Source organism: Hydrogenophaga sp. L310, from assembly GCF_055703065.1.
The window spans coordinates 28,156-43,483 of sequence record NZ_JBVPZA010000002.1; the positions used below are offsets into that span (position 1 = coordinate 28,156).

Here is a 15,328-nt window from a genome sequence, read left to right on the forward strand (position 1 = left end):
ACCTCAAAACACCCCGGAGACAACCACATGATTTCAGACTTCAAAGGCAAGACAGCGGTACTGACCGGTGCGGGTTCGGGCTTCGGCCTGGAGTGCGCACGCATCGGCGCCCAGCTCGGCATGAACCTCGTGCTGGTCGACGTGCAGCCCGACGCGCTGGACCAGGCCGCGGCCGAGCTGATCGCGGCCGGTGCGCAGGTGCTCGCCAAACGTGTGGACGTGTCCAGCGCCGAGCAGATGGAAGCCCTCGCCACCGACGTGGTGCAGCGCTTCGGCGCGCCGCATTTCGTGTTCAACAACGCGGGCGTGGGCTCGGGCGGTCTGGTCTGGGAAAACTCGGTGAAAGACTGGGAATGGGTGCTGGGCGTGAACCTCTGGGGCGTGATCCACGGCGTGCGCCTGTTCACCCCGCTGATGCTCGCCGCCGCGAAAGCCGACCCTTCGTTCCAGGGCCACATCGTCAACACCGCCAGCATGGCCGGCCTGCTCACGCCGCCCAACATGGGCATCTACAACGTGAGCAAACACGCCGTGGTGAGCCTCACCGAAACGCTCTACCAGGACCTGAAGCTGGTGAGCGACCAGATCGGCGCGAGCGTGTTGTGCCCGTACTTTGTGCCCACCGGCATCAGCCAGAGCCACCGCAACAAACCCGCCGAGCTGGCCGACGAAAAAGCCACGCAGAGCCAGCTGATCGGCCAGGCCATGAGCGACAAGGCGGTGAGCTCGGGCAAGGTCACGGCGGCCGAGGTGGCGCAGAAGGTGTTCGACGCCATCGCGGCCGACCAGTTCTACATCTTCAGCCACCCCAAGGCGCTGGGCAATGTGCGCGCGCGCATGGAGGGCATCGTCAACCAGACCAACCCGGCCGACCCGTTCCTTGAACGGCCCGAGATCGGCGTGGGTTTGCGCGCAGCGCTGCGCGCCGTGTGACACAGACCAGGACGGCCATGGACGACGGTGGCCACACCCTGTTCGACACCGGCATCGGTGTCTGCGGCATCGCCTGGGGGCCGGGGGGTGTGGTCGCGGTCCAGTTGCCCGAGGCCGACGCGGCGCGCACGCGTGCGCGGCTATTGAAAGGCTTGCCGCCGCTGCCCGGGCTGACCCAGCCGCCGGCGACCGTGCGGGCTGCCATCGAAGGCATTCAGGCCTTGCTGGAGGGCAGGTCGCGCAGCGATCTGCGCGAGATCGAACTCGACATGGCGCGCCTCACGCCGTTCCAGCGCGAGGTCTATGCGATGGCCCGCGCGATACCGCCCGGCCAGACCCGCACCTACGGCGAGATGGCCCAGGCCCTGGGCGATGCCGGCCTGGCGCGCGCCGTGGGGCAGGCCCTGGGCCACAACCCGTTTGCCCCGGTCGTGCCCTGCCACCGCGTGCTGGCGGCGGGCGCCCGCTCGGGCGGCTTCTCGGCCCGCGGCGGCGTGGCCACCAAGCTGTGCATGCTGCAGATCGAAGGCGCGCAGATCGGCGATCCCGGCCTGTTCGACGGAGACGGTACATGAGGTCTCCTACCTGCGCAAAGGGAGCTTCGGCGACCGGATGCGTGGCGCGTCGTACGAGCTGGTGGCCGGCGAAAAGGTCTTGAGCCCGTTTCATTTCCTGCGGCTGTTCTCGCGCGTGCCCGGCGCCACGCTGCAGCAGCACCTGGTGCGCTCGCGCTGGGGCTGTGTCGTCGAACAGCGCAACCCAGAAGCCCCGTTCGCCGAGCGGCCCGAGATCGGGGTGGCGTTGCGGGAGCGTGGCCGGTGTTTGCTCGGCGCCGCGCCTTTTCATGGCATGCGGTTGCGCCAGGTTTCGGGCAAGAAGTCGATCAGTGGCGTGGCTTCGCGCTGCAACTGGCGCTGGCCGCCGCCGGCGCGCCGGCTGGGCGTTTCCTGTGACAGGTCCAGTTCGCCGAGCTGCTTGATCCAGGCCACATCCAGACCCCCGTTGACCAGCGGGCGGGAAAAGATCAGGGCCAGCATGCGCCGGGCTTCGGCGCTGCCCTGCGCCTCGGCGAGGCGGTAATAGCGGATGGCTTCGGTGTAGTTGACCGGCGTGCCTTCACCCCGGTGGTGGCGCCGGGCCTGGTTCAGCAGTTCCAGCGGCAGGCGCGATGCATCGGGCTGGGGCTTCCGGGGGATCTGCAACTGGTCGGCCACGATGGCGGCGTTGGTGCCCGCCACGGCCGATTTCGGCGCAGCGGCGCGGAAGTACTGCAGCGCTTCGGTGTCGCGCCCGGCCGCCACGCTCTCCATGCCGAGTTCGATCAGGGCATGCACGTCGCCGGCCCGTGCCGCCCGCTGCAGCAGGGCTCTCGCCGGGAGCGGTTCGTCGATGGCGTTGGTGTCCACGCCCGGCCGGGCCAGACGCAGGGGCGCCAGACGGGCGGCCACCAGCCATTCGAGGTACTGGGCGCGGGGCAGGTGGGTGCGGCGCAGCGGTGCCAGCCACTGGCGGGCCGCGGCCGGGTTGGCCGGACCCTGACAACCGTCGATCTCGCACCAGGCGAGCCCGGCCAGGGCGATGCCGGCGTTCTGCTGGTGTGCCCGTTCGAACCACTTCTGCGCCTCGCCGCTGTCCTGTGGCACACCGGCACCGTGCAGGTGGATGAGGCCCAGTTGCCAGGCGGCCTGTCCGGCTGCGCGCGTGCGGCCAGTGGCGACCCGGCGCAGGGCATCGAGTTCGGCCAGCACCGCCGCGTCGGGCGCGTCCGGCAGGCGGATCGGCGCCTGGTGCAGTGGTGTGACCTCGATGGGGTCGGCGTGGAGGGGGGCGGCCTCGATCGGCGCGGCCTCCATGGGTTCCGCTCGGATCGGCGCTGCAGCGGGGACGGGGCCGGTGGCCAGGGCGAGCGGGACCACCGCCGAGAGCAGCAGCGAGGCAAGGGCGGACCGAAGCCGGCGCGCCGGCTGCGCGTCACTGCGGGCGGTGGACTCGGGTCCCATGGGATGCCGTTCGAAGCCGATGGGGTGGCGTTGCGCGGCCTGCCGGCTCAGCGCTTTGCCGCTGCGGCTGAAGCTGGCGCTGGTGCGGGAGCCGCCACCGGCACGGCACGCTTGGGCGTCACCCGCCACTGCATGCGCTGCTTCGCAACCGGCATGCCGCCTTCGGTGGCCTGGCTGAACGCGGCTTCGATGCTGTCCATGCCGCTCATGCCGGCGATCACCGCCAGACCCGGCGCCTGCATGGCCTCGGGCAGGCGCGGCAGCACGTCTTCGCCCGTGGCAAAACACATCACCGCCTCTTCGCCCGGCTGGCCGGCGTCCAGCACAAAGCCGGGGCTGGGCACCATCCAGTCGGGGATGCGCACGGTCTGGTTGGCCGACACCAGCGACGAGGGGTTGGTCGCGTTGGGCAGCAGGCGGATCATGCCGCCCTGCGAGGCCTGCATGTAGCAGTAGAGGTGCGAAGCGCGTGACACCGTGGCCGAGAGGAAGATCTGCGTGCCTTGCTCGAACACCGTCTTGTCGGCCACCAGGTTCTCGATCTGCAGGTTCAGGTGCAGCGGGTCGGCTTCTGCGCCCAGCGCGGGGCCGGTGGGCGCCGCGGTGACCTGGCCATCGGCCACGCTGGGGATCGCGGGCTCGGTGTTGACCGTGTTCCAGCCCACGCGCAGCAACTGGCCCTGGTCACCCAGGGTCACGTAGTTTCTGAGGGCCCGTTCGTAGGTCATGAAATCCACCACGCCGGTGACCACCATGCCCTGGTCGGCCTGGTATTTGGCCAGGGCGGAACGCACGGTGGGGTGGTTGACTGGCAGCTTCTCGGTTTCCGTGGTCAGGTAACCGCCGCTGCGCAGCGACTTCATCACCAGCGCCTGCTGCACGGCGGTCGTGCCTTCGTCGTGCCAGTCACGCAGTTGGCGCTGGAAGTCCGGGTGGTTCTGCTCCAGCGTCAGGCATTGCCAGTAGGGCACGCGTGCCCACTTGCCCGCCAGCTCGATCATGGCCAGTTCGACCAGGGTGCGCACGGCGGCGCCCGAACCCTGGGTGTAGTCGCGCCCGACGTTGAATTGCCAGCCGTAGTCGCTGATGCGACCCGCGAGGTCCAGCCCCTGTCCTCCGGCACCCACGATCACTTCGTTGGCCGAATCGAGCCCTGGAATGAGCGTGCGCGAGCGGAAGTCACCCAGGTGCAGCTCCATGCCGATGATGGTGGCGCTCTTGTCCCGGCTGTAGCCGGTCTCCAGGCGCGAGGCCGAGGTGCCCACGTCGAATCGGTTGTTGATCACGTTCTGGTCGACGAAGGCCACCGCGCCCGAGACATACAGCGCCGGGCGCTGCAGCCGGATCTGGTTGTTGTTGAGCAGGATGGTGGTGAGGTTCTGCACCGTGTCCTGGCGGGCAATGTCCACCTCGAAGTCGACGTACCTGAAGGCGTTGCTCAGCCGGGACATCTGCGAGATGGCGGTGATGATCATGTCCTTGGTTGCGACCGGGACGCGTCCGGAGAAATCGGGAATCTGTTTGCTGGTGATCAGTGTGGTGGGTATCTGGGCATCACGGAAAAGCCGGTCCATGCACATCAGCGAGTCCGAGAAGCTCGACAGTGAACGCACTGGCCGGGTGGTCGGACGGTCCGAAGCGTGCGCATAGGACTGGAAGCTGGCATCCTTTCGGGCGTCCATGGGGGTGGAACAACCGCTCACCAGCAAGAGGGTTGCCAGCAATGTTGCGACCAGGCAGCGTCCCTGTTGGCGCAGAGTCCGGGTGCCGATGTGCAGGATGTCCATGATGTCCTCGCCCTCTGGGTGTTTTCGTTTTTACCGGCAGACGTTGACCAGGTCGCCGCGCAGAACCACAACCTGATCTCGCGTCTGCGGTCCGTAGCGCGTGCCCAGGCTGTCACCAGTGGGAACGCTGCTGGATCCGACCTCCTGGACGCAGGTCTTTTGCAGACCTTCTGTCTGGACCGTGGTCACCACATCGCTGTCGGTGTAGATGGATCCGTCTTCCGCCGTCGCGGAATAGGCTTTGGCCACATAGCGGTTGATGCGCGCACGCATCCAGGCCGGAATGTCGGTGGGGCCGTCCATGCCGCCTGACTGCTGCCGAGGTCCGCTGGGCATGGCCACGTACTTGACAGGACCGCTCAGTTGAATCGGGTCTTCGCCAGGAGCGGCGTGCGCCATCTGGGCAGAGAGCAGGTGGAGCATGGTGATGGTCATGATCCATTTCCCCGCTCGCACGGGAGTGCTTTTCATGGTTGTCCTCCTGAAGTCATGGAATCAGAAGACAGCGCCCCCCGCACAGATGCAGGGGGCGCTGGAGCAGGGGACGTTCAGCGGCCAGGACCACCGTGGCTTGCGGCCGTCGGCTTGCAAGCCACGCAGCCGTTGTTGCTGGCGATGTTCTGGATCGCCTTGGTGCCTTCCGTCGCCACGTTGACGACGCCGGAACGGTTCAGCGCGGTGATCTGCCACGACTTGCCATCAATGGTCACGTTGCCAATGTTGGACGACACGTTCTGGCTGGCGTAGGCCTCGTCACCCAGGGCGAGGTTGGCCACGACCGAGCCACGGGCTGCGGTCAGCTGCACCGACTCGGCGCCTTTTTCGACCGTCACGTTGCCGGAGTTGCTGGACACGTTTTGCTGTGCGTAGGCGTCTTCGCCGTTGGCCAGGTTCATGAAGAGGGAAGAGGTGGCGGCCACGGCCTGGAACGACTTCCCGTCGATGACGATTTCCGGGCATTCCGTGCAAGTGTCCCCCCCGCCGCCACCGCCGCCACCGCCAGCGAAGGCAGAGGTGGCAAGGGCTGCGAAAGCGATGATGGCAAGTTTTTTCATGATGGTTCCTCAAAAAAGTGGATTCACATTTTCCAAGTGGCTCGGAGGATTCCTGGCCACCAGCCTGATCGACTCGGCCTGGCGGGAGGGCTTGCCCTCGGTGGGGTTTTTGCGGCCCGTCTGGCGTTGTCTGGCTCCAGTTTGGGCAGTGGGCGAAGTTGCGACCAGCGTCACAAATGACTACTGCATTTGTCCAGCGGTGTCCACATGGCGGGGCATGCGATCACCCCTTGCCAGCCCTCTGAATTCGCGGTTTTTCAACCTTCTGGGCGGGTCTGAAAGAGGGCGTAAGAAGTAACTAGTATCTAAATGAAACACAAGCAACATTTAGAAAACAAGGTGTAAAAATACGCCGCTCTGTATCAAATTAGCTCTTTCAGTGAGCACAAAAGCACACTAAATCTTGGTTTTTGGCTCGCTGGTGTCGTAACGAAATGATTTTTTTGCAAGCAACACCGCTGATGACGGGCCAGGCCAGCAGCCCCAAGGGGGGCCTTCATGGATCCGTTGAGCAGACTCCTTACTTCATCGGGGGCTTGTCCACGGCCTTGGCGCAATGAAAAAATCCAGACGCAATGGTGTCGCATTGAGCATAGGCAACTCTGGACGAAATATTTCGTTGTAGTTTGAACTGCGGCATACATGGTTGAAGCACTCACTGAGGGATGCACGTATGGAACGTATGGACACACCGATCAAAACCGCCTCGCCATCGGGCGTGAACCCGAACCACAAGGCTGTGTTGAGCCGATCCGGCAACGCCTTTGCGATGCGTGACAACCCGCCCTCCATCTGGCCGGACTTCATGGTGGGGCAGACGGAACAACCGGTGAGGGTGCTGCTGGTGGACGACGACCCACTCGTTCGGCATGTGATGGCGCAGGAGTTGCTCGCCGATGACCGGATCACACTGGTTGCCCAGGCGGGCAGTGTGCGTGAGGCGCGCCGCAAGATCGCCCTGCATGAGTTCGATGTGCTGCTGGTGGACCTCAATCTGGGTGACGGCACAGGGTTCGAGTTGATCGAGCTCGCCAAGCGAAGCCGACCGGGTGCCGAAGTGGTGGTGATCTCCGCCATTGAAGACGAACCGCAGGTTCTGCAGGCCTTTGAGCTGGGTGCCACGGGCTACCTGATCAAGAACTCCTGGTTCGGCAATTTCCCGCAGGCGGTGCTCCAGGTGGTCAATGGAGGCGCTTCGATCACGCCGAGTCTCGCGCGACGCCTGTTGCACCGGCTGGACCCGCGCGATGCCGGGCAAACGGGCCAGATCAGCCGAATGAAGCTCTCCAGCCGCGAGCGCGACGTGTTGAAGATGGTGGCATCGGGCTACACCAGTGCCGAGATCGGCGGCCGGCTCGGCATCAGCGTGCGGACCGTGAATGCACATGTGCGCAACATCTACAGCAAGCTGCAGGTCAAGACCCGTGCGCAGGCCGTGAGCTTTGCCACCGATCGTGGGTTGATATGAGGCGCAGCGCCGGCTGCGATGGACCATGCTGAGTGGCGTCCTGCGTCCGGGGACCCGAATCTGGGCGGTCCCGGTGCTCGCGCTGACGCTGTCGGCCCTGGTGGAGATCGTTGCGCCCCGCTTTCTGGAGGAAGGGCTGGCGCCGGCCCGGCTGTTGCACCATGCCACCTGGGCGCTGAGCCTGCTGGCGGGCCTGATCGCTGCGGTCGCCACGGTGAAGATGCGCTACAGCGCTGCGCCTGAAGAGCGCCGACCGCAAGACCTGGCCATGGTGGTCAATGCGCTGATCTGGCTCGTGCTCGCGTTGATCGCCGCCTGGTCGGGCGTGGCCAGCAATACCCCTGTTTCGGGCCTCCCGATCCACATCACCTACCAGCTGGCGGTGGCTGCCGTCGCCCATCTGCTGCTGGTCAGCGTTTCGGCGCTGTCTGCGCGGGCGAGAGCGCTCTGGCTGGCGTATGCCGTCTTGAGTCTGGTGCTTTTGGTGTGGAGTTTTCTCGAACCAAGGGGGAACGACGTCAGCTACCTGGCGTGGAAGGTGCTCAATGTGGTGTTTTTTGCCGGGCTGTTCTTCGCGCTTCGCCACCACCTGCTGCAACGTGGTGGACTGCATGCCTGGCTGGTGCTTGGGGCCAGCCTGCTGGCCCTGGGGATCGGGCTGAACGACATGGTTGCCGCCCAGACGTGGAGCCTGACCATCACCTGGACGCACTACGTCTTTGCGGGCTACCTGCTGATGATGTGGATGCTCTTCACGGGGCGCGTGGGGATCAAAGGCGGCGCTCCGCGGTGGGACGAGGCCCTGGCCGTCGGCAGGCTCCGGGACGCCGGCGCCGCAAGCCAGGAACTCTCCCCGGCGTCAGCGTCGGATGCCGGGACGACCGATGTCGTATTGGAGGAGCGCAGCCGCATCGCCCAGGAACTGCACGATGGCGTGGGTTCCCAGATCGTGAGCCTGATCTCGGCCCTGGACCGCAGCGTGCCCCAGCAGCGGGAGATGGCTTCAGCGCTGGAGCAATGCCTGATGGACATCAAGCTCCTGGTGGATGCCATTGAAGACAACGGCGAATCTGTCATTGATTCGCTGGGCCGCCTGCGCTACCGCGTGCAACAGGCGCTGGACCAGATGGGCATTCGCATGGTGTGGGCGGTGGATGTGGATGGGCCGCTGGAGCAGGTGTGCCACGAGCGCAGCCGGCAGGTGCTGCGCATCACGCAGGAGTGTCTGGCCAACGTCATGCGGCATTCGAAGGCCGCCACGGTGTGGGTGACCTGCTGCTTCCTGCCCGAGAGGCAGGCGCTGTTTCTGTCGATCCGGGACGATGGACAAGGACTGAAACAAGACGAGGGCGCCGGCGCGGGCAACGGACTGGCGGGCATGCGGCGCAGGGCATCGGCCATGGGCGGGTCGCTGGAGATCGTGGGCGAGAACGGGCAGGGAACCCGTGTCGAACTCACCCTGCCCTTGTAGCCCATGGCGGCGCGTTCAGTGAACTGACGCATCGCAGCGGTCCGCCACGGCCGTTTCCCGAATTGTTTTCATGACGCATTGGAACGATACCCTGTACGGGTACGCCTGACAACAACGACGGATTCCCCATCGGTCAGGCCTTCCTGACCCTTCAATGCCCCCTTCTTTGCGAGGGGGCTTTTTTTTTGCGCGTTCGTGACCCGCTTCAGGAAACCGAACTGTCCGAATAACCCTGCCAGGTATGTGTCGTGCAAAAAATCACGCCTCGTAACCCGACTGTTTCAACAGGGGTTGGGTCAAGGCCCGCAGCAGTCCCTGCGGTGTTCATAAATTACATAACGATACAAATGAAACATTCAGATTTCACCAGTTCTGATGCCGGTCTGGTGGCGGCCGGGTACTCCGTCATTTGTCAACAATGGTTTGCAACTGCTTGAAAACAAAAGATGTTTATGAGGGGGAGTACCTCCATTTGCTCGGTGGGAGTACCCAGATATAGGTATTGGGTATTCGGTATTGATGGTCCAGGTCCCGCTCACGACACTGACTCCCATCGCGGCACATCTTGAAACATGTGTGAGTACCGCGAGCCCCCTGGCGGGTGAGCCAGGGCAACAAGGGGAATCACATGAGATCCACCAACGCACTCCGTGACTTCGTTCGCGTTCATCTTGAGCGGCCACCGCCTGCGGTCCCCATCCGACGGACTCTTGCGTAAACCCCAAGCCCAACGAAATTCTGGAGAAACATCATGGCCACCAAACCCGCCAACTTCACTGTCACCCTCGGCGACCTCGAGAAAATTCTCGAACAGATCCTCATCGCCGAACACCACGCTGACACCGGTGTGCTGGAGCACCCGGATGGCACACCCATCAGCGCCTTGTTGCCATCGGGCCTGCGCACCGTGGATGGCAGCTACAACAGTCTCCTCCCCGGCCAGGAGCTGCTGGGCGCGGGTGACCAGGTCATGCCCCGCCTGCTGGAGCCCGAGTTCCTGAACGACCTTGACGGGGACGTGATGCCCCTGGGCCCCGAAGGCTCGGGCGCGCCGATCATCACCAACACCAACTACGACTCCCACATCAGCGTTGCCGATGCCGACCCGCGCATCATCAGCAACCTGATCTCGGACCAGACGCTGGGCAACTTTTCCGCCATCTTCAAGGCCCTGGAGTTGGCCGGCTCGACCGACCCGATGGCCGACACGGCAACCATCCTGGCCGGGGCCACCCCTGAAGATCGTCTCTCTCTGGCCGTGGGTCTGGGTCTTGACATCTCGGCCAACGGCAGCATCACGATCGAGAACCTGTCGCCCGACATCGGGCTTTCGCCATCGTTCAACGGCTGGATGACCCTGTTCGGCCAGTTCTTCGACCACGGGCTGGACCTGATTCCCAAGGCGGGCAACGGCACGGTCTACATCCCCCTGCAGCCGGACGATCCGCTCTATGTCCCCGGCGGACCCAACTTCATGGCGCTGACCCGCGCAGCCACCGTGACCACGGCGGGCGCGGACGGCATCATGGGAACGGCGGACGACCAGACCCACGAAACCATCAACACCACGACCCCGTTCGTCGACCAGAACCAGACCTACACCTCTCACGCCTCGCACCAGGTGTTCCTGCGCGAATACATGGAGCACCCGGTGACGGGTGCGACGATCGCCACCGGGCACCTGCTGGACGGCGCCAACGGGGGCATTGCCAACTGGGCTGAAGTCAAGGCACAGGCCATCACGTTCCTGGGCATCGCGCTCGACGATTTCGATGTGCTCAACGTGCCGCTGCTGCGCACCGACCCCTACGGCAAGTTCATTCCGGGCGCCAACGGCTACGCCCAGATCATCGTGGGTGTGGGTGGGGATGGCGTGGCCAACACGGAAGACGACGACGTGGTTGAAGGCGATCCGCTCACGCCCGTCAGCCCGTCTGCCGTGAACGCATTGCGCACCGGCCATGCCTTCCTCGACGATATTGCCCACCACGCTGCTCCTGGCTTTTATGACCACGATGGCAACCCCGAGACTCCCAAGATCGCACAGGTGGCCGACGCCGACGATCTGATGGTCGATGACGGCGATGCGTCCACCTACGACAACGAACTGCTGGACCGCCACTACATCACCGGCGACGGACGCGGCAACGAAAACATCGGCCTGACCACCGTGCACACCGTGTTCCACGCGGAACACAACCGCCTGGTGGAAGACTACAAGCAGACCATCCTGAACAGCGGGGATCTCGGCACGCTCAACGACTGGCTGCTGGTTCCGGTCGGTGCGGTTCCTGCCACTCAGCCGGAAATCGATGCGCTGGTCTGGAACGGCGAGCGCCTGTTCCAGGCGGGCCGCTTCGTCACCGAGATGGAATACCAGCACCTGGTTTTCGAGGAGTTCGCGCGCAAGGTGCAGCCGGCCATCGATCCGTTCGTGTTCTCGGCTTCTCCCGATCTCGATCCCGCCATCGTGGCCGAGTTCGCTCACGTGGTGTACCGGTTTGGCCACTCCATGCTGACCGAAACCGTGGACCGTCTGGACGCGGCTAACAACGTTGTGGGTGGTGAGCACATCGGTTTGATCGAGGCTTTCCTCAATCCGGTTGAATTCGACCAGAACGGTGCGGTGACGGCTGAAGTGGCGGCGGGACAGATCATCCGCGGCATGACCAGACAGGTCGGCAACGAGATCGACGAGTTCGTGACCGATGCCTTGCGCAACAACCTGGTCGGGCTGCCGCTGGACCTGGGCGCGTTGAACATCGCACGCGGTCGTGACACGGGCGTGCCCTCGCTGAACAACGCCCGTGCCCAGTTCTTCGAAGCCACCGGCGATTCGCGGCTCACGCCTTACACGAGCTGGACGGATTTTGCGACCCACATGAAGAACCCGATGTCGGTGATCAACTTCATCGCGGCCTACGGCACCCACCCCAGCATCTTGACCGCAGGAACGATTGTGGAGAAGCGCGATGCGGCGATGGCCCTGGTGCTCGGAACCGTGGGTGAGACGCTTGAAGAAAAGGCAGAACGGCTCGACTACCTGAACAGCACCGGCAGCTGGGCGGGTGTCGAAACCGGCCTGAACCTGGTGGACTTCTGGATCGGTGGTCTCGCCGAAGAGAAGCAGGAGTTTGGCGGCATGCTGGGCGCCACCTTCAACTTCGTGTTCGAGACACAGATGGAGAACCTGCAGAACGGTGACCGCTTCTACTACCTGAGCCGCACGCAGGGCATGAACCTGCTGAACCAGCTTGAAGGCAACAGCTTCGCGGCCATCGTGATGCGCAACACCGACCTGGGCGAGACCGGTCAGGGCCACATCCCCGGCCTGATCTTCGACACGCCCAATGCGATCCTGGAGGTGGTCCAGGCGGTGCAGATTGGCGACGATCCGACCTGGGGCAACCCGGTCCTGGACATCATCAAGCCCCTGTTCATCCGCACCGGCGACATTGCCGCAGACGGTTACAAGCACTTCCTGCAATACAACGGTGCAGACCACATCGTGCTCGGTGGCTCCGAACTGAACGACACCCTGATCGGTGGCCTGGGCATCGACACCCTGTGGGGCGATGGCGGCAATGACCGGCTCGATGGCGGCTACGAGGCCGACAAGGTGTACGGCGGCGACGGTGACGACATCATCACCAACCTGGGCGGCGACGACTTCCTGTTTGGCGACGACGGCAACGACGTGATCCACATGGGCTCGGGCATCGTGCTGGGTTTCGGTGGCCGCGGCAACGATTTCGTGATGACCGGGCCGGACGCGCAGGAGGTGTTTGCGGGCGAAGGTGATGACTTCGTGCTCGGCAACAGTGGCAACGATTTCCTGCTCGGCAACGAAGGCAATGACTGGCTCGAAGGCGGCGAGGGTTTTGACACGCTGGCCGGCGAAAACTCGGAGCTGTTTTTCAACAGCCCGATCATTGGGCACGATGTGCTCAACGGCCAGGGCAACGACACCGACTACGACGGTGAGTCGGGCGACGACATCATGTTCCAGGGCCCCGGCATCCAGCGCAGCAACGGCATGGCAGGTTTCGACTGGGCCATCCACAAAGGGGATCCGAACGGCGCCAACTCCGATCTGGGCATCCCGATCTTCGTCAACCAGGAGGCGTTCATCCTGCGCGACCGTTTTGATCTGGTCGAAGGCCTCTCGGGCTGGGTGCATGACGATGTGCTGACCGGTCGCCAGGTGGTCACGGGGGCCGTCGGTGCGGGTGGTGCCGCTGCCGAATTCGACGAGTTCGACAAATGGGAGTCCTTCTCCAACACACTGCTGCAGTCCGCCGTGGACCGCATCACTGGATTTGATGCCTTGGTAGCGCATCTGGACCGGGTACAGCTCACCTGGGCGGGTGAGACCAAGACCGTGGTGGTGATGGACGAGGCCGCGGTGAGCCGCGATGGCGATGGCAATGCCACCTTCGTTGACGACACGGCGGCCGACATCCTGCTCGGTGGTGGCGGCAGCGACGTGTTCATGGGCAAGGCTGGCAACGACATCATCGATGGTGACCGGTGGCTCAACGTGCGACTGGCTGTCAGCGGCGTGACTGACCATCCCACGGCCACAGCCGATACCCTGAACGGTCAGGTTTACGACCACCTGACGGGTGAAGTGCTGTTCGGCGGGCGCCCACTCAACAGCCTGATGCTGGACCGCACCCTCAACCCGGGGCAGCTGAGCATCGTGCGCGAGATCCTCGATGGGGACCCGAACAACACGGGCACCGACACAGCGTTCTACCGCGGCAATATTGACGAGTACCTCATCGAGAGAAACGCCATCGATGGTTCGTGGACGGTGGCGCACTTGGTGGGTGCCCCGCCGGTCGGCGGCGGCGACGATGGCAACAACAACGGCACCTTCGATGGCACCGATCGCCTGTTCAACATCGAGCGTCTGGTGTTCGGGGACGGGACGGAGCTGGTGATCGGAGGCCCCAATACGTTGCCGGAAGGTCCTCTGGTCATCACGGGCCTCGTGCAGGAGGACGAGACGCTGTTTGCATCGGTGCAGTTCAGTGACGTCAACGGCCTGGGGCCCATGACGTTCACCTGGCAAATGCTCACCGGCCCAGTGGGCAGTGAGGTCTGGGTCGATGTGGGGAACGAACAGACCTTTGTGCCGGGCGATGCGCACGTTGGCGGGGTGCTGCGTGCGGTGGCCACGTACACGGATGGCTTTGGCTACGAAGAGACCGTGATCTCGGACGTTACCGCACCCGTGAGCAACATCAACGACCTGCCCTCCGGCGCTGTGAGCATCGATGACACCACGCCCCTGGTCAACGAGATCCTGACGGCCAGCAACACCCTGACCGATGCGGATGGCGGCATCGTCGGAGGGGTGGGTTACCAGTGGCAGGTGTCCAACGACAACGGCGCCACCTGGAACGACATCCTGGGCGCTACTGGAGCGGCCTACGCTGTGTCCGAAGTCGGTGCGCGCCTGCGTGTGGCGGCCTCGTATACAGATGGCTTTGGAACCCTTGAGACGGTGTTTTCCGTCGCGACAGGCATCGTGGCGGCTTTCAACAGCATCACTGGGAACGGTGCGGCCAATACGCTGATCGGAACGGAGCTGCCGGACTTCATACAAGCACTCGGTGGCAATGACACGCTCGACGGTGGGGTGGGCAACGACACGCTCGATGGGGGCACGGGCATCGATTCGATGGAGGGTGGTCTCGGAGACGACGTGTACTGGGTGAGAGACGTTGGCGATGTGGTGGTGGAGCTATTGGGTGAAGGCAACGACACGGTGAATACGTCGGTGAGCTATGCACTCACCGACAACGTGGAGACCCTGGCACTGCGGGGCCCGGCCGACATCGACGCCACCGGGAACGAACTGAACAACCTGATCACGGGCAACAGCGGCATGAACGTGCTCTCCGGTCTGGATGGGAACGACAACCTGCTCGCCAATGAAAACAACGACACCCTGTTTGGCGGCGCGGGCAACGACACGCTCGATGGAGGCACGGGCATCGATTCGATGGAGGGTGGTCTCGGAGACGACGTGTACTGGGTGAGAGACGTTGGCGATGTGGTGGTGGAGCTATTGGGTGAAGGCAACGACACGGTGAATACGTCGGTGAGCTATGCACTCACCGACAACGTGGAGACCCTGGCACTGCGAGGCGCGGCCACCATCAACGCCACCGGCAATGGGCTGAACAACCTGATCACGGGCAACAGCGCCGCGAACGTGCTCTCCGGTCTGGATGGGAACGACACGCTGATCGCAAACCAAGGCAATGACAGCCTCATTGGAGGCGCCGGCAACGACACGATGACGGGTGGGACGGGCAATGACATCTTCGTGTTCGGCAGCGGCTTCGGGCAGGATCGCATCACGGATTTCGATGCCATTGCTGCTGGTGGTCAGGACCTGCTGGACATCTCGGCACTGGGTATCACCGCGGGCAACTTTGCCGCCAACGTGTCGGTCTCGGCGATCGTGGGGGGGGGCACCTTGATCGGCATCGGGGCTGACAGCATCACGCTGGTGGGTGTCAACTCTGCCACGGTCACCCAGCAGGACTTCATCCTCGCCTGATCACAACCACCGGGATTCCCCGACGGTCAGGCCTTCC

General features: G+C 64.1%; 9 protein-coding genes. 5 read left to right on the forward strand and 4 right to left on the reverse strand.

Features of this window, described 5'->3' with window-relative positions:
- The first annotated feature begins 27 nt into the window (after positions 1 to 27).
- Positions 28 to 933, forward strand: a complete 906-nt coding sequence (locus tag AC0GNO_RS03790) for an SDR family oxidoreductase (RefSeq protein ID WP_472888343.1) — start codon at positions 28 to 30, stop codon at positions 931 to 933.
- 17 nt (positions 934 to 950) lie between these two features.
- Positions 951 to 1,508 carry a methylated-DNA--[protein]-cysteine S-methyltransferase gene (locus AC0GNO_RS03795; RefSeq protein WP_472903422.1) on the forward strand — a complete coding sequence of 186 codons (558 nt, stop codon included), beginning with the start codon at positions 951 to 953 and terminating at the stop codon, positions 1,506 to 1,508.
- 267 nt (positions 1,509 to 1,775) lie between these two features.
- Here AC0GNO_RS03795 and AC0GNO_RS03800 read toward each other — a convergent pair whose 3' ends face one another.
- The 4 genes from AC0GNO_RS03800 to AC0GNO_RS03815 all read right to left on the reverse strand — a co-directional run bounded on the left by AC0GNO_RS03800 (position 1,776) and on the right by AC0GNO_RS03815 (position 5,775).
- Positions 1,776 to 3,062: a tetratricopeptide repeat protein gene (locus AC0GNO_RS03800; RefSeq protein WP_472903015.1), complete on the reverse strand. Its 1,287-nt coding sequence runs from the start codon at positions 3,060 to 3,062 to the stop codon at positions 1,776 to 1,778.
- Positions 2,981 to 4,720 carry a DUF4384 domain-containing protein gene (locus AC0GNO_RS03805; protein ID WP_472903016.1) on the reverse strand — a complete coding sequence of 580 codons (1,740 nt, stop codon included), beginning with the start codon at positions 4,718 to 4,720 and terminating at the stop codon, positions 2,981 to 2,983. The genes AC0GNO_RS03800 and AC0GNO_RS03805 overlap by 82 nt, the downstream gene beginning before the upstream one ends.
- 30 nt (positions 4,721 to 4,750) lie before the next feature.
- Complete coding sequence (locus AC0GNO_RS03810) at positions 4,751 to 5,191, reverse strand: hypothetical protein (RefSeq protein WP_472903017.1); 441 nt, start codon at positions 5,189 to 5,191, stop codon at positions 4,751 to 4,753.
- A 77-nt stretch (positions 5,192 to 5,268) separates the two neighbouring features.
- A complete protein-coding gene (locus tag AC0GNO_RS03815; RefSeq protein WP_472888338.1) occupies positions 5,269 to 5,775 on the reverse strand; it encodes a hypothetical protein in 507 nt (168 codons plus the stop codon).
- Between the two features lie 673 nt (positions 5,776 to 6,448).
- Between AC0GNO_RS03815 and AC0GNO_RS03820 the strand changes: the two genes are divergently transcribed.
- The 3 genes from AC0GNO_RS03820 to AC0GNO_RS03830 all read left to right on the forward strand — a co-directional run bounded on the left by AC0GNO_RS03820 (position 6,449) and on the right by AC0GNO_RS03830 (position 15,291).
- Positions 6,449 to 7,243, forward strand: coding sequence for a response regulator transcription factor (locus AC0GNO_RS03820; protein ID WP_472903018.1), 795 nt, complete (start codon positions 6,449 to 6,451; stop codon positions 7,241 to 7,243).
- Positions 7,244 to 7,268: 25 nt separating this feature from the next.
- Entirely contained in the window at positions 7,269 to 8,714 is a 1,446-nt protein-coding gene (locus tag AC0GNO_RS03825) for a sensor histidine kinase (RefSeq protein WP_472903019.1), read from the forward strand.
- Between the two features lie 751 nt (positions 8,715 to 9,465).
- Positions 9,466 to 15,291: a peroxidase family protein gene (locus AC0GNO_RS03830; RefSeq protein WP_472903020.1), complete on the forward strand. Its 5,826-nt coding sequence runs from the start codon at positions 9,466 to 9,468 to the stop codon at positions 15,289 to 15,291.
- Positions 15,292 to 15,328 lie beyond the last annotated feature (37 nt).